The sequence below is a fragment of the Psychrobacter sp. FME5 genome (genome assembly GCF_014861375.1).
Classification (GTDB): Bacteria; Pseudomonadota; Gammaproteobacteria; order Pseudomonadales; family Moraxellaceae; genus Psychrobacter.
Genome location: NZ_RRYX01000034.1, coordinates 1 through 25,411 on the forward strand (window position 1 = coordinate 1; position 25,411 = coordinate 25,411).

Genomic DNA, 25,411 nt, shown 5'->3' on the forward strand with positions numbered 1-25,411 from the left:
CAATGATAGGTATCCTAAAGCCAGTGAGGTTGCAGGTTAAGACCATTACCTCTGATAATGGTAAAGAGTTTGCTCAGCATAAGAAGGTGAAACAAAAGCTCTTTAGCGCTTTCTTCTTTGCCGATGCTTATGCGTCATGGCAGCGAGGAACCAACGAGAATACCAACGGATTAATCAGAGAGTTCTTGCCTAAGGGTTGTGACTTTAGACAAGTCTCTGATAATGAGATACAGGACATTGAGAATAAACTAAACAACAGACCAAGAAAACGCTTAGGGTTTAAAACGCCCAATCAGGTGTTCTATAATATAATTTAGCGTTGCACTTGGTGTGTTAATCTAAGATAAGAAAAACGCTCCCACATTTCGGTAAAAAATAACGGACGTAACGGCTTGGGGTGTCCCATAAAACCATTGTCTAACGCTGCCAATTCAGCAGCGCTAGCCTCCGATTTTGACTCTATACTCATAACTTTATTCCTTTAAAGACCACTGTTGTAATGACTAAACGCCTAATTCTTCCGATAAGCGGTCATATAGGCGCATTATTGTTTCACTTGGTTATAACCAAGTAAAGAAAAAGTTATCTAGTAATTACACAAATACCCACAAAAAAACTCGCCCTCATTGGATGAGGGCGAGTTTTTTTAATATCGATGACGATGCTATTTTACTTATAGCGCTGTACTTACAACACAACTAAATCAACGATTTAAACCACACTGACTCTTACACGTCGCTGTATCACTCGCGTCTTTAACTAACCATATATAAATAACATAGTAGACCTCTTGCATAAGTCATCGCTAGCCCTTGTAACTTCGTCAGTTGAAGTCAATGAACTGGTACTTTTGCAAAAGGTCTAGTAATTGTAGCGCTGTGTGACGGTATGAAAAAGCTAAAAACTACTGTGCTACTGCCGTGTCATCAGCGGCATCACCCGCCTCTAAATCACCATCTGCTTGCTCAGTGGTCAAATCAGTATCAGCAACTGCCGCTTGATCAACGGTACCTTCAGCGGTTGCTGTGCCAGATTCAGCAGCAACGACAGCGCCGTCGGTATCTGCTGCTGGAGTGGCATCGGCATCGGCTGGTGCATCAGTCGTAGCGGCTGCATCAACCTCTTCTGCTGGTGCGGCGGCAGTTTCAGCTGGCGCATCATCTTCAGTAGTAGTCGCTTCTGCGGCAGCTACCTCTTCGGTAGTCTCAGCAGTAATATGTTCACCCGCTGGGCGCAGAAATCCTGAGATGCCGATAAGTAAGACGATAGCCAAGAATAAAGCAACGCCGCCCAAGGCAAACAAAAACTCTTTCTTAGGGTTGTTTTCGACAATATGTTCTGACATACCTTATCCACCTTGCACAAAATATTTAAAATATTGGCCTATTATATCGCAATTTATATCGATTTGTTAAAACCCTTAACTATTTAATGGATTTATTATTAAAAAACCTTAAAACCAAACTATATTATCATTTTCCACTACTTGACCAAACGCGTTCGCGGGGTCGCACGCTTGCCAAGATAGCTTAATAATAGCAAAAGCGCAATAATGATTAAGATAGGATAATTGCCAAAGCGCATAAAAGGAGTATTACCCACCCGCGCCTGAATATCACCGCGTAATACTGTCCGCTCAAACTGCGGTGCACGCTCGATGATACGGCCTTTATGGTCAATGATAGCCGTCACCCCAGTATTGGTTGCCCGCATAAACCAGCGGCCGTTCTCTAATGCGCGCATCTGTACCATTTGCAAATGCTGCAGCGGACCTGCTGAAGTGCCAAACCATGCATCGTTGGAGATGGTCAATAAAAAGTCAGTATTGATGGCATTTTTGCGTGTGGTATCAGGATAGGCCACCTCATAGCAAACTGCCGCCCCTAAATTATGTCCACGCACGCGTAGTGGTGACTGTTCATCACTACCACGACTATAGCTCATAATATCCTGACTGCCTGCCAAATTGGGTAAAATATCTAGCATACCTTCAAATGGAATATATTCGCCAAAGGGCACCAAACGCTGCTTTTTATACAGTCCTTCTGCTTCAGATCCTAACGCAATCACACTATTATAAAAAGGCGGATATTTATCCGTACTAGCATCAAAACCTGCTTCATCTTTATAAGGAATACCGGTGACCCAAGTCGTATTGGTCTCTTTGGCCATTTTGACCATCTCGTTGATAAAGCCCACGGCCTCGGTCTGAAACATCGGAATCGATGACTCTGGCCATAGGACAATATCACGTCCCCACTCGGTTCGTGTCAACGTCGCATAGATCTCCAAGGTCTCTATTTGGTATTCGGTCAGCCATTTTAAATCTTGGGGAATATTGCCTTGGATTAATGAGACGGATAAATCAGGCGTTCCTTTTGGCTTGGTCCATTGTGGATTAACCAGCCACAATACGCTGCTAACAACTAACAACGCTAGCGAGGGAATCATATAACCACTACGGCGGCGCAGTAGCTCCACCACACTTGCTGCTAATAATACGGCGACAAAAGACACCGCGAACACGCCAGCCACTGGTGCTAATGACGATAACCAATACTGTTCAGTAAAAGCATAGCCGACGAACAACCACGGAAAGCCAGTAAACAACCAGGTTTTCATCCACTCTTGTAATATCCACAGCGCGGCAAAAGACAACGGCTGCTTACCGACGAAACGATTAAAGACCAGCGCCAAAAAGCCATGAAACAGCCCCATGCCAAGACCCATCAGCGCAATCATAATCAGCGCAAGCCATGCAGGCGTCGCCCCATAAACATGGATAGAGGTATAGAGCCAAAACGCCCCTACACACCATAGCCCCGTACCATAAGCCTGACCGATAAGAAAAGCACGCTTGCCACTCATATCAGGTATCAATAATGCATACAAAATAGCAGGCGATACCAGTGCTAGCGGCCAGATACCGTAGGGTGCAAGCGCGAATATAAATACCGCCCCCGCCAGCCAAGCAATCAATACCGTCAGCCCCATCGGTAAGCCCTTTGGCTTATCGGGGTTTAGACGTTTTTGCAAATCAACCGTAGACAGACGCATAGCAATTATCCAGAATCGTATTATTCAATCATTTTAAATGTTCATTTAATGTTTGATATAGCGCTCGCCATATTGTGACGAGAGCCTGTTGAACACTTTCAAAGTTCACAAAGACTGTGCCTAAAAATCAAACCCGCCCATGATACCAGTCTGTTTAAAATAATGGGTAAATTTGCGTTGCAAAAAAGCCGACTTACAACCGCTATTTTGAAAATAAAAAAAACACGACCGCAATCGTGTTTTTATTGGTGTTTGTACGGTTATCTTTATTGGAAGACATGTCCTGATTTTGAAAGTTCAGTTCCGATTGAAGACACAGCCTAAGCCCATTATCCCGCTAGTGGCTGCCTATCAATATTTGCTGTTCAGGATTGACTTTACTCAGCTCAAGATTTTGAATAAAACGCCCTTCAACATCAGTAATAGTGATTTGCCAATCATCTATCACCACGCTCTCGCCCTCTAGATCACCGACATAACCCAGCGCCTGCATGACCAAACCGCCCATGGTATCGACATCGGTATCATCAAAGTGACAGCCAAGCTCGTCGTTACAATCTTCAATCACTGTCGACGCTTGCACGCGCCACGTATCTGGCTTTTCAGGATCAGCGACGATATTATTAATATCACTGTCTTCCTCAAAGTCATCATGCTCATCGACGATGTCACCGACGATTTCCTCGAGTAAATCTTCCATCGTTACCACACCGCCAAAGTTACCAAACTCATCGACGACAATTGCCATATGCACTTGAGTACGCTGCAAGGAGCGTAGCAAGGTGTCAGAACGCGCATTTTCACTGATATACAGTGGCTGACGCACCAAATCTCTGAGGCGTTTGCTATCAATTTTATCTTCTTGATCGCGTACCATATGCACCAAAATAGGAATCAAGTCCTTTGCCAATAAGATACCAATCACGGCATCATCGTCTTGGCTGTCAAAAACAGGATAGCGCGAGTGAGTCGTCTCAAGGATGATATCCATCACTTCAGCCAGACTGGTGCTTTCATGCAGCCCAACCACTTGGGGGCGCGGGGTCATAATTTCGCGAACTTGTGTCGCCGGCAAATCCAGCACGCCTTCTAACATATCAACCGTATCAGGCTCTAAGAACTGGCGCGACTGTTGCACTAAACCAATCAGTTCATCACGGGTTTCGGGGGCGGTCGATAGCCAGCGTTTTAAGCCTCGCATCGACCAACTACTCGGGCTGGGAGTGTCGTCAGACATGGTGGTGTGGTTTAACCTCTTTAGTTAATGACAATTAGAATAACAATTAAAAAAAGCAACAGAGAAAACATAAATGGGGATTAATGACCTAAATAAAAACCTGTGCGTTAAAACAGTTCGCTCATTAGTAGTGCCCTAATCCATAATAACTATATAACAAGCGCACCTAATATAGTCGATTCCAAATAAAACAAATACGTTATATTCCAACGTGGAACTGGTATGAATTTTTCTGGCTTGCTGTGCCTACGCCGACAGAGGCCACGTAAAATTCATCCCATTCCCGCTGTATCGTTTTAATATCGAATTCACTATAAATAGGAGCCGATAAATAATAATCAATAAGTAGACCAGTATAAATTAGCTCCACTTTATCGCAAGGCTTAGCGACATTCAACGACAAATTCACTCAAATTGTATTGTCAGTGTGTTATAAACTTTGCTATGGTCAAAGGCTGTGTTCCTCAAAGTAAAACCTATGTCGCTACGTACCTTTTTTTCTCGCCTGCTTTCGTCTCGCTCAACTGGCCATCATTCAGAAAATGGTTTAGACAATAAAGCATCTCATCCTAAACAGCCAACATCTAAGTGGCGACGTTATCTTTTGCAGTTTCTTATTGCGCTGACGCTGATACTGTCGGCGGTTTGGTTGCTGATGGCCATTTGGTATCAATTTGGCCTGCGCTCAGTCACGACATGGCTAGTAACCCTTGTCATCGCTGGGGTGCTGGTCGCTTTATTTGGTATCCGTTATTGGCCGAGAAACACTAAGCGGCTAAATGACCAGTGTTTAGCTCATAATCAAACAAACCAAAAAGTAGCAGCGAAATGGCTCACTGGTTTATACGCTGGTATTTGGTTGATTGGGCTTGGCTGGTTTTTCTCTATTGAGCCTAAACAAGAGCGCGATTGGATGGCTGAGGTGAGTGAGCGCGTGACTTACGAGCGTGATGCGAACAATCCTGATTTAATCACTCTCACCAACGTACGTAACTTTGATTGGCAGACCAACACTGAAGCGACTGAACGCTGGGAGACGCGCACCATCGATATGTCAAAACTGTCTGGCGTCGATGTGACCAATTCTTATTGGATGGGACCATTGATTGCCCATACCTTGGTCAGTTTTCGTTTTGAAGATGATCGACCGCTGGCCTTCTCGTTTGAGATTCGTAAAGAAAGTGACGAAACATTTTCCGCCCTTGCAGGATTTTTTAGACGTTTTGAGCTGAGTTTAATCGCCGCAGAAGAGCGCGATATTATTTATACCCGTAGTAACGCGCGCGGTGAGCAAGTGTATCTATTTCCCATCAGTCATTTGCAGCAGCATGAGGTTCAGGAGTTGTTTGAATCTTACTTGACCGCTGCCGATGAATTGAATGCCAAGCCCGCTTGGTACAATACGTTAATCAGTAATTGTACCAATATTATTTTTTATATGGCGCGTATTATCAGTGGCGATCGTTTACCGTGGGATTACCGGATTTGGGTATCTGGTTGGCTACCAAATTATCTATACGATGTCGGGATGTTGGATGCCGATACTAAAGAGCAAGGGCAGCCATGGTCGATGGATACGTGGTATGAGCGCACCCATATCAATGCCAAGGTTCGCGATTTTAACAATCAAATTAACCCAGCGTCTGACAGTAATAGTAATAGCAGTGAGTTTTCACGGCAAATTCGTCAGGATCTCCCGATTCCGCCACTGGCTGATTCGCAAGCTGGCGCTGAAGCAAAAGCCAAGTCTGCTGCTCAGGCTTCGCAGTGATAGCAATTTGTACTGTATTTTTTAGGGTCTGTTAAACATTCAAATGTGGCACCAGTGGTGGTTTAGAACTGACTATAGCCTGATTAAGGCGTAACCCAAGTGACCACGCGCATTTCCATATCTTCATCAGACATGCCTATTTCAGAAACACAGCGCCCAGCCACGCCAACATTAGCAGCGCGCATTTGTTGCTGGGTCACCACCGCATCTTGTGTCAATAACATATGCCAACTCGGCAAGTTTTGTCCTTTATACAAGCGTTTATAGGCACAGTGCGACGGTAGCCACATCATATCTGGTAGGTTGTCAATCGTCAGCTGAATACAGTCTGGCACATGCTCTTGGCGCGTATCGTAATGCTGGCAATAGCCCGTCGCACAATTCATAAGCTGGCAAGTCACATCAGTATATTCTACGACCTCCTCTTCATTGTCATCGTCCATATATTTAATAAGGCAACAACTGCCGCAGCCATCACATAACGCTTCCCACTCGCTATGGTTTAATTCTGCTAGCGTAAAACGCGACCAAAATTGCGGGCGCAAGGCATCGGTCGCTGACGCATCTAGTAGTGAAAGCTTATCTGGTTTTGATTCGATTTTTTCCTGAGGCTTCATATCTACACTAATACCAGCATCTAAGTTGGCCTCATGGTTGTGTAACAAATTTAGTGTCATAAAGTTGCCGTAGCATTTTGATAAAGAGCGTTACAGTATTATAGCTGTTTTTGCTTAACATGGGCGTTAAGGTAGTAAAAGTAAGGAAAACGATAAATTAAAAATAAAGAGCTTGTTGAAATTTAGCAGACAAATAACATTTTTAACGTAAAACTCATAACATAAAAAAGGACAATAATATGTCAATTAAAACCTTTGAATTAATCAGTACCACCGATAATGGGGTTGAGCTTATCAGCTATGTTGCGCTGCCAGAAAACGCCTCAGATGAAAATCCTGTAGCAGGTATTTTGGTCGCCCCCGAATGGTGGGGTGTGGTCGATCATCCAAAATCAGTCGTTGAACGCTTGGCCAAAGCAGGTTATGCCGCTGTGGCGATGGACGTCTATGGTGACGGCAAACTGACCACCGATGCAGCAATGGCAAACATGTGGATGGAACAAGTCCTTGCCGATCAAGACATGCTTATGACCCGCTGCCGTTTAATCCTCAATGATTTCAGTGACCAGTTGGCAGTTAATGGCGACAATTTAGCAGCGATTGGTTTTTGCTTTGGCGGCAAAGTCGTGCTCGATATGGCGCGCGAAGCCATGCCATTAAAAGCAGTCGCTACTTTCCACGGTAACCCATCACCAAAACAGCCAGCGGACAAAAACTTCACCGCCAAAGTATTGGTCGCCCACGGTCGTGATGATTCGATGGTATCTATGGAAGCGATAGAAGGTCTAAAATCTGAGCTAGACGCTGCCGATGTTGACTACACGATCGATGTGTATGATAACGCCAAGCACGGCTTTACCAATCCACATGCCGACGAGCGCGCTGCCAAAAACGAGGTAGATCTTGGTTATAATGAAACTGCGGCTAAGCAAAGCTGGGAAAATATGTTGGAGTTTATGAAAACTAATTTGGCATAAAGCTTTATAGTTTTTTATTATAGATAACGACACAACAATAAGGGCAGCTTACTATTTAAGCTGCCCTTATTGTTGCAATAGAATGACCAGTCTTGTGCTTATCGTCAAATAACGTCATTATCACTCTATTATCGGATGGATTGAGTGACGAGGATGCTATACCTATTTATCAACCAGCTGGGTTGGCTGGCTTTTATTGTTCTATTGACCGTAGTGGTCGCGTTATACGCTAAGATAAATAAGCAGCTTAAACAATTACGCGGCGACATTAGGCAATTACAAGCTGAGAGTAAACAGCATAAAAATAGTACGCCAATAGAAAATCTCGACCATTCTATCGCTATTAATACCGTAGAAGCAGAAGATAATGTTTCTGAGTTATCATCGGCACAAGCAGCTGATGTCACGCCAAGCACCTGGCCTCCTAGCTTAAGCGATTCACCATCTCAAGAAGCGAAAGCCACTTCTCCCGCCTCAGCTATACCGCCTTTTGACTCTATCAAAAACCGACCTGCAAAGCCGCAGGTACCAAAACCCAATTCTACTATAGAGCCTGATGAGCGCTCACTCCCTATCGTCACCTCTCTGATCCATTCCATTAAAAACTGGTTTTTTGGTGGCAATTTAGTGGTTCGTGTTGGTGTCTTAGTATTACTGGTCGGCGTGGTGTTATTGCTGCGCTTATTAAGCGACTATATCGAAATACCGATTACCGTAAAGCTCATTGCCATAGGAATTATTGGTTTAGGGCTAGCAGGACTAGGCCTAAAATTAGCAAAAAATCGCTTTGCTTACGGTATCACTTTGCAAGGCGCTGGTTTAGCGATTGCTTATTTGACGACTTTTTTTGCCTATAGCGTTTATCAGGTGCTAGCAAGTGTGCCGAGCTTTATTGGTCTTGGTATATTATCGGCCATTACGATTGGCTTAGCAGTGCGCCAAAACGCCTTACCCTTAGCATTATTAGCCTTATCTGGTGGGTTTTTTGCCCCCATATTGACCAGTAGTGATATCGGTAATTTAGTAACGCTATTCAGTTATTACTTATTATTAAATATTACTATTGCCGTTATTGCCCATTACCGTACTTGGAAAATGCTAAATTTATTGGGTGTAGGCGTGACGTTTGGGTTGGCATACTATTGGGGGCTCACGGAGAATTTAATAGCAATTATTGATAATCAGCGCTGGGCTTTAGTGCTGCTGGTAGCGTTACATTTGATTCTCTATCTGTTTGTCGTCATTCGCTACGCCCAACAGATCATTGCTTATAATACTGCTAATCAAGAAGATGTTAACAACGCCAATAATGGCTATTTATTTCCCATCGATACCGGCTTGCTATTTTCAGTACCGATATTAGCATTTGGCTTATTTTCAGCGCTATTACACGATATCAATCACGCATTGACCATCACCAGCGCTATTTTAGCAGCGATATATCTAGGACTTGGCTGGACGTTTATTCAGCGTAGTCAGCGCTATGCCTTAATCACTGAAGGGATGTTGGCATTAGGGTTTGGGTTTTTAGCCTTGATAATTCCGCTAGCGTTAAATGCCGAATGGATAGCTTTTGGCTGGTCGGTACAAGGGCTGGCGTTGGTATGGTTTGGGCGGCGCTCGCTACGTGCGTGGTCAGTATTATTCGGCTTATTATTACAGCTCATCAGCATTGGTATACTGTTAAATAATTTCGTCATTGGTATTGAGCATTATCCCACACTCGCTTTAACCATTTCTGCCATTAGTGCGCTTGCTAGCGTTTTCATCTTACGTGCCAGCAACTCGCCTATTTTGTCTGACAACGAAGAAATTCAAAACTCAGTTAGCACTAATCATACAACATCAGAGTTTAGCAAGATATTAGGCATCAGCGAGACAGCCGCTCAGCAATGGCTTGCCAGTATCAACAGCCAAAGTACGGCGTTTAAACTGATTTGGCAACATCCAACTTTGATACGATTTTTGACCTTTACCGCGATGGGCTGGCTACTTTACGTCTTGATGATTGATTTTGATCAATGGCTCACCAGCTGGCAATTGGCAACGACAGCACTGATAGCGCTAGCCACTTTAGCAAGCTTACTCATTTATTGGATAATAAATCAGTATCGTTCGTGGCACGAGATTAGACAATTTAGCCATGGTTTACTGCTGCTGTTTTATGCTGTATTGATATTTCAGCTGCCACAAAAGTATGAGTTTGACTATCAATGGACGACGTTTCATTGGCCGATACTTATGACGTTATGCATTGGCTGGTTGGTGCTTGGGCAAGGTTGGATAAAAACATGGCACAGCTATGATAATAACGATTCTGAATTAAAAGGTTACGATAGCGCCAGCTGGCTTGGTACTGGAATTATAGTTTTAGCAGAAGTGCTACATTATAGATTGCCTGATTCAGACGGGGTGACAACTATTTTGGTTCCCGTTGCGCTTATGCTGGCTGGACTGTGGGGGACTTATCGTTATAGCATCGCTCGATACAGCCATGCACAATCGAAAATACCAGCCTTACCTCTGGCTCCTTATTGGTTTGATTGGCAAGGTGCACTGTTAGGCAGTGCCAAAATCTTTGTGCCATTAACATTGTGCTGGGTTATTTTTACCAACTTCTCTTATGATGGTGTGATTTGGGGACTCCCTTATATTCCACTGTTTAACCTCTATGATGTAACGTTATGGCTGGTGGTATTTTACGGTTTGGGTGTTTATTTACTGCGTCAACCACACAGCATGCATCCCACAAATCTATTAAAAAGCATTTATAAAAGTGACACTTTACTGACTTTTTTAGTACTCATTAGCTTTTGGATAGTCTCCAGTATGTTGGTCAGAACCCTGCACGCTTTTATTGACACCCCGCTATGGGTGGGTGGCGCTTGGAGTAGTGAGCAAGTACAGACAGGACTGACGATTTCGTGGACGCTAATCGCCTTAGTCGCGACTGTTATCGCCAGTCGCTATTGGCAGCGAACGCTATGGTTTATGGGTGTTGGTCTATTAGGTATCGTTGTCTTAAAATTGGTCTTGGTTGATTTATCCCAGACCGAGGCGATTTGGCGGGTCGTATCTTTCCTTGGTGCTGGTAGCTTGATATTGGTGATTGGTTATTTAGCACCGCTGCCGCCCACGCATGATGACCTAGTGGACGAAGGTAAATAATAGTTTCAGGTGAGCGTCAACTGAAATGATAGCGTCAGCATTTTTTAGCATCCGTACTTTTTAGCATCAGTACCTTGCTTATGTAGTAAACTGAACCTCATTAAAAAGTAAATGACGCTAGAGCATGTCCTAGTCTTACTTTTAGCATTTTTTATAAAAGGTTATAAAAGCAGATGGATAAGAGAGCAAGTATTCAGTGGTTCCCTGGGCATATGAACAAAGCCCGCAATGAAATCAAAGAAATTATGCCGCAGATGGATGTGGTTATCGAAGTGATTGACGCCCGTATTCCTTATAGCAGTGAAAACCCAATGGTTGCAGCACTACGTGGCGAAAAACCAGTCATCAAAATTCTGAACAAAGCCGACCTTGCTGATCCAGAATTGACCCAAACGTGGATGGATTATCTTGAGCAGCAAGATGGCGTCAAAGCAATCGCTTGTGATAATAATAAAGCCGATGATGTAAAACGTATCATTGCTATCTGTAAACAACTTGTGCCCAATAAAGTCGGTACCGGTCGCCAAATCAAAGCCATGATTATGGGTATTCCAAACGTCGGTAAATCCACCTTGATTAACACCTTAGCGGGACGCGCCGTGGCAAGGACTGGTGATGAGCCAGCGGTAACCAAATCGCAGCAACTGATTAAACTTGACGATGACATCATGCTCTATGACACGCCTGGTATGCTATGGCCAAAGGTTGAAAACGAAAACTCTGGCTATCGCTTGGCCGCAACGGGCGGTATTCGTGATACCGCGTTTGATTTCGATGATGTCGCGGGTTATACCGCTGAATATTTGCTAAGTGCCTATCCTGAGCTATTAAAATCGCGCTATAAAATTGACGAACTGCCCAAGACAGACTGGGAGTTTTTTGAAATGGCGGGGCGTAATCGCGGTTGTGTACGCGCAGGCAATCAAGTCGATACCTATCGCATGTCTGAGATTTTGGTGAATGAGCTGCGTAGCGGCAAGCTTGGACGTATTACGCTCGAAACCCCAGCCATGACTGAGGCTGAAGAACTCGTCGTCGCTGAGCAACGACTCGCCGCTGAAGAAAAAAGGCTGGCTAAAGAAGAAGAGAAACGCCTACGTCGATTAAAAACGCGGAAGAATCGGAAGTAAACGCTCACTAACATAGCTGGCAAGGTGCGCCTAGCGCACCTTTTATATTTTATTACTTACCTTTAACTTATTTAAAAATCTGCTCATATTTTAGTTGGCAAACAATATAATCAATGATTATTTCATCCTACGGTACTAATAACGAAGCTCATCTACTATTGTCTTGCATCAATCGTATTACACCCCATACACACTCTTAACCCCAAACTTTATATATCCCTGTTCAATTTACAAGGAATACTCTTGCCTACCCAATTCTCTCAGTCATCAACCTCTCTCAACTCCCTCGCCCCGCGCCTTCTCGATTGGTTCGCCGAAAATGGTCGCCATGATTTACCTTGGCAACAACACCAAACCGACACGCCCAACCCTTATATCGTTTGGCTGTCCGAAGTCATGCTGCAGCAGACGCAAGTAACGACAGTGTTGCCCTATTTTGCCCGCTTTATGGCGTCGTTTCCGACGGTACAAGATTTGGCAACAGCTGAATGGGATACGGTAGCGGAACATTGGGCGGGGCTTGGCTATTATGCGCGGGCGCGTAATTTACATAAAGGCGCAAAGCAACTAGTCGAAGTTATCAATGAGACTGGTGACTTTCCACAGACCCTAGCTGGTTGGGAAGCGATATCAGGTGTTGGGCCATCAACGGCTGGGGCGATTATGGCCATGGGGCTACATCGTTATGGTGTCATTTGCGATGGCAATGTTAAACGCGTGTTGACGCGTTGGGCCGCCATCGATGGCGATATTACCAAATCTGCCACGACCAAAGAGTTATGGACATTGGCTGAGCGTTTAACGCCTGTCGATGACTCAGGACTGTTCGCGCAAGCAATGATGGATATGGGCGCAACCTTATGTACCCGTAGCAAACCTGCTTGCTTATTATGTCCATTACAAGAGGATTGCATTGCCCATGCACAAGGACGCGAAACCGATTATCCCGTTAAAGCAAAAAAGCAGCCCAAGCCAAGTAAGTTTAGCAATGCATTATTAATTGAAGATACAAATGGCAAAATACTGTGGCTACAGCGCCCTGACAATGGCATTTGGGGCGGTCTGTGGAGCTTGCCGCTACAATTTGTAGAAAAGATTAACGGCAAAGTGAATGCTAAAGCTGCTGATAAAAATAATGGCAAAAATACAGATGATAAAATAAGCGCAGCGACTGGTAATCAGCCATTAAAAGTTGCTAGCAATGAAAAAGTATACGAAGCAGAGTTTACTACTGCTGAGCAAATTATTAATGAGTGGCTGGATAAAAATAAATTGGATGCAAAAGCCGTCAATAAAACCTTGTTAGATGACGCACCGATTAAACATTCATTGACTCACTTTCATTGGTATTTAACCCCGCAATCCATTACGTTAAATGATAAGCAAGCGCAAGATATAACCGAAGCATTGCAAGCTGCTGAGATTAATGTGAATTGGCTAAATGGTGATGCCGCACAGGCAACGCTTGGATTGCCACGAGCGATGGTTAAGATTTTGGAATAAGTATTTATACCTATAGTCAAAATATCTCAAAAACCTAACGGTACTGCTGATATAAGCTCTTTGATTATAAATACTGAAAATCACTTAATACCGTATGAAAAAAGCGACTTAACATCATGCTAAGTCGCTTTTTTATTTAACGTACTTTATCACTGGCGTTAGCGCTAAGACTTCGGCACACGTAAGCGCATTAAGCCTTCTTGCTGCACAGTGGCAACCAGCTTGCCGTCTTGCCAAAACTGCCCGTGATTCAACCCTTTAGCATTGGACGTGGTATCGCTCCACATGTCATATAACATCCAATCATTTAGATCAAAATCACGATGAAAATGCATCGAATGGTCGATACTAGCGGCTTGCAAGCCACTGGTCATAAAGCTAACCCCATGTGACATGAGCCCTGTGCCGACCAAATAAAAATCGGATGAAAATGCCAAAAGCGCTTGCTGAATGGCTACTGGCTGATTACCCAATTCATGAATACGCAGCCAGTTTGCCTGCTTGGGCTTCATTGGTTCCGGATGAATCGGATCACGCGGTTTAACCGGTTTAATCTCGACATGACGACGACGCATAAATCGAGCTTTGAGGGCGTCTGGCACTTTACCCACATACTCTTCTTTTAAATCCTGCTCAGCGAGCAAGTCCTCAGGTGGCGGATAAACGGGCATATCTTCTTGATACTCCAAGCCCTCCTCCATCGGCGAAAACGAGGCAATCATCGAAAATATCACTTGCTCGATAGGTGCTTTACCGCGTACTTCTTTATATTGAATCGCTGTCACCTCACGTGCCGATAGACTGCGGCCGTCACGCAAGCGGCGCACTTGATAAATCACTGGCTGATTGATGTCACCACCACGTAAAAAGTAGCCGTGTAATGAATGGCAGGGCTTGTCTTTGTCCAACGTATGCGATGCTGCCATAATCGCTTGGGCGAGTACTTGCCCACCAAAAATACGGGCACCAACATAGTCATGGCTCTTACCCTCAAAGACATCAGGGGTAACTTCGATAAGCGCCACGGTAGCCAGCAGCTCATCAATCAGTTGCGAATAATCGGACATGACGATATGTTTCCTTATTTTTTATCAAAAACGCTAAGCATCTAGATATAAGCGCCAAACGATATCAATACGGTATAGCTTAAGCCAATGGGGCGTTTTAATCCAAAATAAAATCAATTGTAGGGCGTGGCCGTAATCTGAACGAAAGCGATTAAATGGCCCATAAAATGATAGCTAAAAGCTCATTATAAAACCAAAGGTCAAACATCTTAACCAATATTGTGGGCTTTGACTAGCGACCGCGCTGATTTGCGAATATCACTCTGCTTATATAAAGCAAAAAGAATTCAATACGATAAACGAAGTAATAAAAAGCATCAAGAGGCATAAAGTATAAAAACGAGATGTTTTATACACCTCGTTTTTATATTACTCTATAGACTTACGGTTTCACTGCCACCAGTACCCGAATAGAATCTGGGACTAGGGATAAGTTGGCTAAGGCCTGCTCACCTTGCGCTTGTAACTGCTCTAAACGCTCCACCTCTTCTGGGCGTACGTTAGGGTTGATGGTTTGCAGATGCTTTAGACGCTTGATTTCACGCGACCACTGCTGGCTAAAGCGGGCACTTGCTTGCTCACCAATCTCCACTAACTGCTGACGGGCTATATCTTCAGCTTCATAATAACGCTGCTCAATCACATCGCCGCGCACTTTAATCACTTGGCGCGCACGGTTTTTATCCAAACGCTCAATATGCGGCATAATCATCTCCGCACTGATACGCGCTGATAAGTCACTGCCCTGCTCACTGATAAACACACGGATATTTTGTGTGGTTAAGGTCGCAGGCAAGTTAAGCAATCTTGGCGCAATGGCCTCTACGCGGAAATTCACTTCTAGCAACACCATACCTTGCGGTACGGCGGCACTTTTTAGCATCGCAACCGTGGTATTACCAAAGGTGCTGGTGCTCGCCAGCTCATAAATCGCGCGCATCAATGGATGCTCATGAGTAATAAATTCAATATCTTCACGCTGTAGCGCTTGCTCACGCTCGAATGTCAGCGTCATACCGTCTTCGTCACCAAGCGGTAAACCATCGATATAATCGCTAATCTCGGTGCTATCGATAGGTGCAATCACCCAAGAGCCATCGCGCTGAATATTATGCTCGATATTGGCTGAGGCAAAGAAACGCTCAATAAATTGTGGCAGTAGATTATGACCATCAAAATCACGCATGGCATCAGCGATACGTCCAGCAACGCGCGGACGGCACGAGTTATACTCTAATAGACGATCGCGACCTGCTTGTAGCTGGGCTTCTAATCCCAATCGGGTCTGCGCTGCTTCACTGATGATATCTTCTAGCGTGGTACGGTTCGCGTCGGTATCCGCCCCTTCAAGCATCGGCTTCAACTCTTGAATATATTGCTCTTGTACACTTTGCGCCGTCGGTGAAATCTGATTGAACATATTGAGCGCATTGTTGTACCATTTATAAAGGCGCTCTTGTGCGGTGCCTTGTACATACGGTATATGTAGCATAATTTGCTGCGTTTGCCCGATGCGATCTAGACGACCGATACGCTGCTCTAAGGTATCAGGATTGGCGGGTAAATCCCACAATATCAGCTGGCTTGCAAACTGGAAGTTACGCCCTTCTGAACCAATCTCCGAGCATAACAATATCTGCGCGCCTTCACTATCGGCAAAAAACGCCGCCGCTTGGTCACGCTCAAGCAGGGTCATTTGCTCGGTAAAGATAGCCGTTTTGATACCAGCATGCAGACGCAATACCGCCTCTAAACTCTCAACGGTCGCACCACTACGGGCAATCAACAGCACTTTTTTATGCTTAAGCTCGCCTTTTAAGATATCAATCAACCAAGGCACACGTGGGTCATCTTCTAACCAGCCACCATCAGGCTGGTTCTCTTCACCCCATAGCTGCTCACGCAATTTACCATTGGTTTGATAACTATCAATCCATGCTTCAGGTAATGGCAGTGGATAAGGCTGGCTGCTACGTCCGTGGAATCCTTTAACACTTTCACGGGTATTGCGGAACAAAATACGCCCAGTACCGTGGCGGTCTAGTAGCTCATTGAGCGCGTAAGTACGTAATTTTTCGTCATCATTAATCGTCGATAATTCATCGAGACTGATATCTAGCAGACTGCTTAATGCCGCGATTTGACCGTCATTTAACGGCTTATCTTCTATTAGTACGCTTGCAACCGCTGCGGTTTCTGCAAAGGCTTCTTGACCGTCAATAAACTCATCCAAATCATCAAAACGATCAGGGTCTAATAAACGCAGACGAGCAAAGTGACTTTGTGCCCCAAGCTGCTCAGGTGTGGCGGTCAATAACATAACCCCTGCCGTTTCTTCGGCAAAGTCGACAATCAAGTCATACTTATCATTGCCGCCTTGCGCTTCATCCCAATGCAGATGATGCGCTTCATCAACGACTAATAAATCAAATCCTGCGTCCATGGCTTGGTCATATAAGTCAGGATGGTCAAGCAATAAATCCATACCGGCAATGATACATTGTTCGGTAGCAAAAACGTTTTGCTCAGGGTCATGCTCTTTAATGGCTGCTGCACGTACCAAGTCAAACAAGGCAAAATTTAGGTTAAAACGACGGCGCAGCTCAATCATCCATTGATATTGCAGACTGTCTGGTACCAGAATGAGTACGCGCTCAGCTTTACCCGTCAGTAGTTGCTGATGAATAATCAGACCCGCTTCAATGGTTTTACCCAAACCAACTTCATCAGCGAGCAAGACACGCGGCGCGATACGTTTGCCAACTTCATGCGCGATATAAAGCTGATGCTCAATAATATCGACACGTGCACCCATCAAACCTTTGAGCGGATGACCGGCAAGCGCTGATTGCATACGCAAGATATCTTGGCGTAGCTCATACCAATCACCACGCTCAATACGACCAGCGAGCAAACGCTCAAGTGGTTTTGCTAAGGTGATATTGGCCGCCAGTCGGGTTTCCATTATCCCTTTTTCATGCTCGTCGACACTGTATTTGAGTACGCCCATCACTTCTTCGACCGCCGTCACCGTATAGGTATTACCGGCTTGATCAGAAATACTATCGCCAACTTTAAACACCACGCGCGATAACGGCGCAGAGTTTTTTGCATAAACACGCGTCTCTTCACTTTGCGGAAATAGAATATGCACACATCGATCATCTACATCGATGACCACCCCTAAGCCCAGCTCGGACTCCGTATCAGATAAATGGCGTTGACCAACGGTGAATTCGGTACTGTGCAATGAAGCGATAGAGATAGTCATAGGGCGATGTCTTTTTGTACTCAGGTGATAAGAAAATAGATGGCTAATGATGCGAGCCATAATGACCCATTCAGTATCATTAATATGCTGATAGTCATTGGCAATATCGGATAACGCCAGCTCATGGCTAGGTCGGACGATACAGCAGAGCATTATATAACGTTAGCGCCTAGATGAGTGCATTAAGTTGGCTTTTCAAGAGCAAATTTGGACAAGAATATGCCAAACCCAAGCATAAGTTGGTCTTATAAAACAATAAGATAACGACTCGCAAGTAAAGAAAAAATATTGTTATTATTTAATTGTTTCTATATTGTTAACATATGAAATATAACGTTTCTTTTTACTACCGACATTATATTAAGTCCTCCAAGTGATTTATTAAAAACAACCTCGAACGCTTATTAAATGACTCCCAGTATTTACGGGCATCATATTACCTTTTATAGTCGTTTAAGTTATGAATCATACGTTTATGAAGTCCATTAAACTATCATTTAAAGTGATAGGCCTGAAAGTGAATAGTTCAGTATTTTGTAGTAACTGATATCTCACTTTAAGTAAGTTTACGCATCCCACATGATTGATTACAACCTGCACATAGCTTTGACAATCTCCTTTGTACATCCTAATCCCAAGGACAAACACCACCATGAGTGACTCCAAAAAGGTTGGTTTTTTCAACCAAGTTAGTACCCAAGTTACTACTATTTTATTTATTGCTTTTGCGGTCGTTCTCGCGGTCGTTGTTTATGTCGTTGATAAAGAAGGCTATGAAAAAATTCGCCTTGAATCCGCAAAACTGGTGGCTGAACGTGGTAATACAGCGGTTAATAGTATCTCTGCCGATATCAATCGGGTGATGCGTAGTGCGCTGCTATTGCAGCAAAGCGCACAAACCTTGCCTCCACAAGAGGCGATTCTACAAGCCAGTGCGGCCAATGCTTTTGATAAGCGAGATTACAACCTATTGGGTAGTGGTGGAATTTGGCCTGAAAACGGTGCGCTTGGGGCTAATACTGCCACCCATCCGTTTTTGATGGTACGTCAAAACGGTGACTATCAAGCGGTACTAAGCGATCCCAACCCAGCTAATCCTTATTATCAAGAAGATTGGTTTAGCGTCTTAAAACTACTCAAGCCTGACAGCTGTATCTGGAACCATGTTCGCGCCACCCAAACCAAAGGCGAGCTGGCAATGAGCTGCGGTGTGGCCATCGAGCGTGACAATCAGTTTTGGGGCGCCAGTACCGTTAACTTCACCCTTAATCAGCTGCAAGAAAATATCGTAAAGCTAAGCGAAAGCTCGGGTTCAGGCTACATTTTATTATTGGATAACAGTGATAAAGTTATCGCCTCGTCTAACCCTGAGCGCCTAAGCTATATCGATGAAGAGAGCGGTACGCCACTTGATATCAAACAAGTCATCAACTCAGATCCCGCTTGGCAACCGGTGCTTAACTTCTTAGAAACCCAGCGTAACGAGACTATCGAGCGGGTCGCCGCCAGCGTCTCGCCACAAGTCCAGCAAGTACTGACCACGCTTGATAAAGCCGAAACTGGTACGGCAAAAGGTTATTATTTGGTCAATTATGCGGCTTACTTAAATAACGGTGAGAATCAGCAAAACGCGATGGATAGCCGCTTATTGCAGAGCTTTGAGTTGGCAAAAGACAGTTACTATAATGGCAGCCAAGCCTATGTCTTTGAGATTCCTGAGACTTACTGGAAGCTCATCGTTGTACAACCTGATGCTGAAATTAACGCCATCGCCGATAACTTGAGTGAAAACTTAATCAACTGGATCGCTTTGGCGCTATTACTCACGGCTGGTGTCATTTACTTTATGCTGACGTATTTGGCATTTAAGCCGTTAAAAGAGACCACCGATAAAATCTCTCAAGCAGAAAACCTGATCGATAATAAACAATACAATAAGCTAAGCTCGGTTAAATTCACTGAAGGTCGCAACGAGATTGGGTTGGTCAACGGCTCTATTAATGATCTATTAGATCGAATTCAATCCAATGAAGGGAAGCTTGCCAATATCAATCAACAGCTCGAGATTAAAGTTGAAGAGCGTACCGCTGAGCTGCAAGATACGCTAAAAGAGCTGAAAAACTCACAGCTGCAATTGATTCGTTCAGAAAAAATGGCGACTTTAGGTCAAATGGTGGCAGGCGTCGCCCATGAAGTAAACACCCCTCTGTCTTATGTGCAAAATAACCTTGAGATTATCGGTCAGTTGACTGAGCAATACGAGGAATTGATCGAATTGGTACAAGGGCTAAAAGGTATCAAGTCGGATGCTGGGGCAACCAATGGCAAAATCGACAAATTATTGGCCAAGATTGTCAGTGCGTCTGATGAAATCCAAGAAGATGACCTGTCAGCTGAGCTAAAAGAGCTGATTAAAGATTCGTTGTTTGGCGTCGAACAGATCACTGAGATGGTACTTAACTTGCGCAATTTTGCCCGTCTCGATGAATCAAAGGTAAAAACCATCGACGTGCGGGAATGTATCGAAGCCTCACTGAAAATCGCGGGTAACTCTATCAGACATCAAGAGATTGTTACTGACTTTGCGCCAACACCTGAGGTTAAATGCTCACCGTCACAGATCAATCAAGTATTGGTCAACCTGTTAAATAACGCCTCGCAAGCCATAGACCAAAGCCCTGATGGCAAAATCGACGTTCGTACCCGCGCTGATGACAACAATGTTTATATCGATGTCAGCGACAATGGTAAAGGCATGAATGCAGCAGTGCTCAATCAAATATTTGAGCCGTTCTTTACCACCAAAGGCGCAGGTGAAGGTACAGGGCTTGGTATGGCCATCAGTCAACAGATTATGGAGCAGCATAATGGCGATATTAAAGCCGTATCGACTGAAGGCCTTGGCACCACGTTTACTTTGACTTTACCTATTAATAACGATTTAACAGAGAAAAACCTAGTTGCGTAAGCGCTAGGTTGGCTTTTAATTTTAATCATTATTGGCAGTTTTATTATCATTATTCATCATAAGGATATCATCATGAATGACAATGAAAACGAAATCGAAATTGAAGATGACTCAAATGTACCAGAAAACAGTACTGAGCCAAAACCGAAACTGGCATTTATCGACGATGAAAAGCGTATTTTACGTTCTATGAAACTATTGTTTCGTAAAACGCATGACGTTTTTATTACCACCGATCCCAATGAATACATCGATTACATCAAAAAAAACCATGTACACGTCGCGGTCAGTGACCAGCGTATGCCCGAGCGTGTCGGTGTCGATATATTACGAGAAGTGAAAGACATCTCACCGTCTACCATGCGTATATTATTGACCGGTTACGCTGATTTAAATGCCATTATTGGTTCTATTAATGATGGTGAAATTTATCGTTATTTGACCAAGCCGTGTAAATCTGAAGAGCTGCTCGCCGTCGTCGGTCGTGCCACCGAAATCGCCTTGACCTATAACCCAGACGAAGATGGCGACCAAATTGATAGCTCGGACAATAAGCAAACGCTATTGGTCATCGATGAAACTGACGAGCTGATTGAGCAAATCCGTAAACAGTTCTCTCACAGTTATAAGGTACTGCACGCCAAAGGTTTAGAAGAGGCTTATGATTATTTGGCGAACGAAGATATCGGTGTGTGTATTACCGACATCAACGTCAGTGGTGAGAATATCGCACCGATTATCTTTACCTTAAAACAAGACGCGCCGCATTTAGTAGTCTTGGTACAGACAGAATTTCAAGACGCTGGCTTGCTGATTGATTTGATTAACAAAGGACAAGTTTATCGCTGCTTACCGAAGCCGATGCGCGCAAGCTTGCTCGAAATCAGCGTCAATCGTGCGTTCCAGCATCATGCGAAACTCAAAGCCAGTCCTGAATTGGTCAAACGTTATGAAGTAGAGCATGACCCTGAAAACGATATTCGCATCGACTTGAGCAGTCGGGTACGTAGTCTGATTGGTAAATTGCGTAAGCGTTTTTCTTTATAAGCGCATAACTTTACAGCGCTTGGATTTATCACATTATAAGCGATAAAAGATTATTGTCCAATAAAACAAAACCTCTACTTCCAAGCTGAAGTAGAGGTTTTTTGCTTTGTACTTTTGACTAAATACAGCAACGTGCTACATTAAGCCGATAATAACCAGAGCCCATTTACAATAACAACGAGATAAGGAATCATCATGCAAGCCGTTTTTTTAGATAAAGGTACTTTTTCTGATAATGTCAAATTGCCAGCGCCGACTGGTGTGACTGACTATATTACTTATAATGATACGCCACAAGATAATGACCTCATGATCGAGCGCTGCAAAGACGCTGACATTATTATCACCAATAAAGTCCAAATTAGCGCCGAGGTGATTGCCAAACTACCCAAGCTTAAGCTCATTCAACTGACTGCGACTGGTATGAATAACGTCGACCAAGACGCTTGTCGCAAGCATAATATTACGCTTTATAATGTCGCCGGTTATGCAGTAAAAAGCGTGCCTGAACATACCTTTATGTTAATGCTGGCGGCGATGCGTGCGGGTATCTATTATCACAATAAAGCCATCGATGGCACGTGGGCTGATAACGGTAATTTTTGCCTACTTGATATTCCACTGATAGATTTGGAAGATAAAACGCTGGGTATTATTGGCATCGGTACTATTGGTAAACGCGTGACTGACATCGCCCGCGCCTTTGGCATGACGGTATTATGGGCGGAGCATCAAGGGCAAGCGCCGCGTAATGACAACTATACGGACTTTGACGAAGTGCTAGCTCGTGCTGATGTCATCAGTTTACATTGCCCACTAAATGATGCTACCCAGCATTTGATTAATGCAGATACGCTAGCAAAAATGGCCAAGCAACCACTCATCGTCAACGTCGCCCGTGGCGGTATCGTTGATAGCCAAGCGCTGACTGATGCGCTCAATAACGAGCAAATCATCGGCTATGCCAGTGATGTTTTTGAGCAAGAGCCCGTCATCGATGACGATCCTTTATTAACCATTGCCAATCATCCACGGGTGATATTTAGCCCGCATAACGCTTGGGGCAGTAAAAGCGCTCAAGACACCTTGTGGCAAATACTAAGCAAGCAAGTGACTGACTTTATCGAACAGAATTAGAGAGCTTAGCAAGTTACTATCAAGTAAAGTGCAGCCATTCATCTTTGATTTTACGGTATTTAAGCATGACACGATCGGTTAGGTAGTTATTGTTGACGCGCCACGGATAACGGTCACCTTGTTTCGGCAACTCATCTTTGGCACGGCTGACATAACCTGCCGATAGCGCGCCAAGTACCGTATCTGGCTGCACCTTTACTTGCTGATGCTCATTTTTAGCCTGCGCCACTACTGTTTTATAATTGCCTTTACTCATATAATTCAGTAAGCGCAGGACATATTGGCAGGCCAAATCGATTTTTAGTGTCCAAGAAGCGTTGGTATAGCCGAACATAATGGCCATATTTGGTACGCCCTCCAGCATCACCGCCTTATAGGTCATCCGCGAACCTACATCGACGGCTTGACCGTCAACATATAACGCAGCACCGCCCAGCATCTGTAATTTGAGACCGGTCGCAGTGACAATGATATCGGCATCCAAATGCTTGCCTGATGTTAAGGCGATACCCGTCTGGGTAAAATGACTGATCGTATCGGTAACGACCTCAGCGCGCTTGCTATGCAACGCCTTAAACAAGTCGCTATCAGGCACCGCACACAAACGCTCCTCCCACGGATTATAAGCAGGCTTAAAGTGGGCAACATCGACACCGCTACCTTTGAGCTCTTTTTTGACCCTATGATTTAACAGCGCTTTCATGATTTTTGGTGCGTGAAGCGCAGCTCGATAGACCCCTTGTTGAAACAGTACATTGCGCGTGCGTAGCAAGGTATAGGCCTGCGCTTTTGACAAAGGAGAGAACTTACCTGATAGCAAATCAAGCGCATGATCATCGCCCGGTACGCTGGCTACATAAGTCGGTGAGCGTTGCAGCATAGTAACGTGGCGCGCGCATTGTTTACCATTTTTATCAACTAACGCTGGTATCAGCGTCATTGCTGTCGCTCCACTACCGATGACGACTACTTTTTTATCATCATAGGCCGTATCTTGCCAATGCTGTGGATGGACAATCTCACCTTTGAAATTTTCTTCATCTTTAAAGTAAGGACGATAGCCAGTCTCATAATCATAATAACCAGTCGCTCCGACCACGAAGTTTGCGCTTAGGTTAAATACTTCGCCACTAATATGATTTTTAATCAACGCGGTCCATTGCAGGCTACTACTTGACCACGATAACTGCTGCAGCTCGTGCTGATAGCGAATGTGCTCTACCACCTTAAACTCGCGTGCAGTGTCAGCGATATAGTTTTTAATATCGTCGCCTTTTGCCAGCATTCTATGGTTGAGCCATGGGCGAAAGCTATAACCAAAGGTCAGCGCATCAGAATCAGAACGAATACCAGGATAGGTAAATAAATCCCATGTACCACCCAAATCGGCTCGCTTTTCTATGATTAAAAAGCGCTGACTATTATTTTTTTTGGTTCGCAGTTTCTTTTTAGAGTGCTTATGATTAAAAAAATGTGGATGACGTTTTTGCGCCACCTGTTGCTGGAGATGACAAGCCATACTGATGCCTGCGATACCAGCACCTCATAATCTGCAGGCAAGCCTGTCGAAGTTTCTTTGGGTTTAAAGTGTTTTTTAACGGCCTGCTTAGCGGTAGTAATATCAAGCATAATACGATCCTTGTCTTTGCATGACTGACTTTAAAATGATTAACTTTAAAAAGGACTAGGGCTTTCCCAATCCATCCATGCGCCCAGCGTGGGATGTTTGAGGCGTAATTGTTGGGCATGTAAATTGAGCCTTGGCGCAATATCTAACGCGCTGCCTTCGGCATAAATAGGGTCGCCAATGATGACATGATCGACGTGTACCATATGGACGCGCAACTGATGACTGCGACCAGTCACTGGCTTTAACAGCACTCGCGTGACTGTCTGACCGTTGCATTGTTCATGTGCCAGTACTTCATACAGCGTTAATGCGTGCTTTGACCAATTAGGGTCGACAATATGGCGCGGTTTTGTGCTTGGTTCATAGCGTACTGGCACTGATATTTTGCCTGTTGCCCCCACACTCTCCCACTCACCAAACACCCGTGCTTGGTACTTCTTTTGAGGCAAACGCTCAATAAACTGCTTACTGATATTGGTTTGAGCCGCAGCGTTTTTGGCAAAGATCAGCAATCCCGAGGTATCCATATCGAGGCGATGAATCAATTTCACCGCTGGATTGGCGCGCTCCAGTCGAGCAAGCAAACTAACCTTGAGTGTTTTACCATCGACACTTAACAGACCTGCCGGTTTATCGACAACCCAAATATCATCGTCTTCGTAGACGGTAATTTCTTGCGCAAATGCTTGAAAAAACTCAAATGGGCGGGCTTTTTCTTGAATATTAAGGGCGTCAATTTCTTTATCGGTAAAAGGCATAGAGTGAACTACTTATATTAGGGGCTGTATAGAATTGGGAGATAGTTGAAAAAAATAAGCAACGCCTTACACT

The 25,411-nt window shown here is 44.3% G+C and carries 18 protein-coding genes; 9 read left to right on the top strand and 9 right to left on the bottom strand.

Annotated features, from left to right (window positions below):
• Positions 1–317 (top strand): IS30 family transposase (locus EI161_RS06600; protein WP_192529267.1); only part of this gene is annotated, 317 nt, incomplete at its 5' end.
• Here the strand turns inward: EI161_RS06600 and EI161_RS06605 are convergent.
• The 4 genes from EI161_RS06605 to EI161_RS06620 form a co-directional block, all read right to left on the bottom strand.
• Positions 314–469, bottom strand: coding sequence for a hypothetical protein (locus tag EI161_RS06605; protein WP_192524995.1), 156 nt, complete (start codon positions 467–469; stop codon positions 314–316). The genes EI161_RS06600 and EI161_RS06605 overlap by 4 nt on opposite strands.
• Before the next feature lie 435 nt (positions 470–904).
• Positions 905–1,345 (bottom strand): hypothetical protein, encoded by a 441-nt coding sequence (locus EI161_RS06610; protein WP_192524638.1) that lies wholly within the window; start codon positions 1,343–1,345, stop codon positions 905–907.
• A gap of 137 nt (positions 1,346–1,482) precedes the next feature.
• Positions 1,483–3,057: an apolipoprotein N-acyltransferase gene (gene lnt / locus EI161_RS06615; RefSeq protein WP_192524637.1), complete on the bottom strand. Its 1,575-nt coding sequence runs from the start codon at positions 3,055–3,057 to the stop codon at positions 1,483–1,485.
• A 337-nt stretch (positions 3,058–3,394) separates the two neighbouring features.
• Positions 3,395–4,294, bottom strand: a complete 900-nt coding sequence (locus tag EI161_RS06620) for a CBS domain-containing protein (protein ID WP_192524636.1) — start codon at positions 4,292–4,294, stop codon at positions 3,395–3,397.
• Between the two features lie 478 nt (positions 4,295–4,772).
• Here EI161_RS06620 and EI161_RS06625 point away from each other — a divergent pair, with 478 nt between their 5' ends.
• Positions 4,773–6,065 (top strand): DUF4105 domain-containing protein, encoded by a 1,293-nt coding sequence (locus EI161_RS06625; RefSeq protein WP_192524635.1) that lies wholly within the window; start codon positions 4,773–4,775, stop codon positions 6,063–6,065.
• An 83-nt stretch (positions 6,066–6,148) separates the two neighbouring features.
• Here EI161_RS06625 and EI161_RS06630 read toward each other — a convergent pair whose 3' ends face one another.
• On the bottom strand, positions 6,149–6,682 hold the full coding sequence (locus EI161_RS06630; protein WP_413038393.1) for a YcgN family cysteine cluster protein: 534 nt from the start codon (positions 6,680–6,682) through the stop codon (positions 6,149–6,151).
• A 239-nt stretch (positions 6,683–6,921) separates the two neighbouring features.
• Between EI161_RS06630 and EI161_RS06635 the strand changes: the two genes are divergently transcribed.
• The 4 genes from EI161_RS06635 to mutY all read left to right on the top strand — a co-directional run bounded on the left by EI161_RS06635 (position 6,922) and on the right by mutY (position 13,460).
• The gene (locus tag EI161_RS06635; protein ID WP_192524633.1) at positions 6,922–7,659 is read left to right on the top strand and encodes a dienelactone hydrolase family protein; all 738 of its coding nucleotides are present in this window, start codon (positions 6,922–6,924) and stop codon (positions 7,657–7,659) included.
• A gap of 153 nt (positions 7,660–7,812) precedes the next feature.
• Positions 7,813–10,827 (top strand): DUF2339 domain-containing protein, encoded by a 3,015-nt coding sequence (locus EI161_RS06640; protein ID WP_192529268.1) that lies wholly within the window; start codon positions 7,813–7,815, stop codon positions 10,825–10,827.
• Between the two features lie 173 nt (positions 10,828–11,000).
• A complete protein-coding gene (gene ylqF / locus EI161_RS06645) occupies positions 11,001–11,957 on the top strand; it encodes a ribosome biogenesis GTPase YlqF (protein WP_192524022.1) in 957 nt (318 codons plus the stop codon).
• A gap of 243 nt (positions 11,958–12,200) precedes the next feature.
• Complete coding sequence (gene mutY / locus EI161_RS06650) at positions 12,201–13,460, top strand: A/G-specific adenine glycosylase (protein WP_225735258.1); 1,260 nt, start codon at positions 12,201–12,203, stop codon at positions 13,458–13,460.
• 164 nt (positions 13,461–13,624) lie between these two features.
• On the opposite strand, the gene EI161_RS06655 is transcribed toward mutY, so the two are convergent.
• Both EI161_RS06655 and rapA read right to left on the bottom strand, forming a co-directional pair.
• Complete coding sequence (locus EI161_RS06655) at positions 13,625–14,527, bottom strand: acyl-CoA thioesterase (RefSeq protein ID WP_192524023.1); 903 nt, start codon at positions 14,525–14,527, stop codon at positions 13,625–13,627.
• Positions 14,528–14,909: 382 nt separating this feature from the next.
• Positions 14,910–17,798 carry an RNA polymerase-associated protein RapA gene (rapA, locus tag EI161_RS06660; protein ID WP_192524024.1) on the bottom strand — a complete coding sequence of 963 codons (2,889 nt, stop codon included), beginning with the start codon at positions 17,796–17,798 and terminating at the stop codon, positions 14,910–14,912.
• A gap of 652 nt (positions 17,799–18,450) precedes the next feature.
• Here rapA and EI161_RS06665 point away from each other — a divergent pair.
• From EI161_RS06665 to EI161_RS06675, 3 genes are all read left to right on the top strand, one after another.
• The gene (locus EI161_RS06665) at positions 18,451–20,766 is read left to right on the top strand and encodes a sensor histidine kinase (RefSeq protein ID WP_192524025.1); all 2,316 of its coding nucleotides are present in this window, start codon (positions 18,451–18,453) and stop codon (positions 20,764–20,766) included.
• A gap of 72 nt (positions 20,767–20,838) precedes the next feature.
• A complete protein-coding gene (locus EI161_RS06670; RefSeq protein ID WP_192524026.1) occupies positions 20,839–21,813 on the top strand; it encodes a response regulator in 975 nt (324 codons plus the stop codon).
• 195 nt (positions 21,814–22,008) lie between these two features.
• Entirely contained in the window at positions 22,009–22,950 is a 942-nt protein-coding gene (locus EI161_RS06675; protein ID WP_192524027.1) for an NAD(P)-dependent oxidoreductase, read from the top strand.
• A gap of 19 nt (positions 22,951–22,969) precedes the next feature.
• Here the strand turns inward: EI161_RS06675 and EI161_RS06680 are convergent, their stop codons facing one another.
• Both EI161_RS06680 and EI161_RS06685 read right to left on the bottom strand, forming a co-directional pair.
• Positions 22,970–24,469, bottom strand: coding sequence for a flavin-containing monooxygenase (locus tag EI161_RS06680; RefSeq protein WP_225735259.1), 1,500 nt, complete (start codon positions 24,467–24,469; stop codon positions 22,970–22,972).
• A 155-nt stretch (positions 24,470–24,624) separates the two neighbouring features.
• A complete protein-coding gene (locus EI161_RS06685) occupies positions 24,625–25,338 on the bottom strand; it encodes an RluA family pseudouridine synthase (protein WP_192524028.1) in 714 nt (237 codons plus the stop codon).
• Positions 25,339–25,411: the final 73 nt, after the last annotated feature.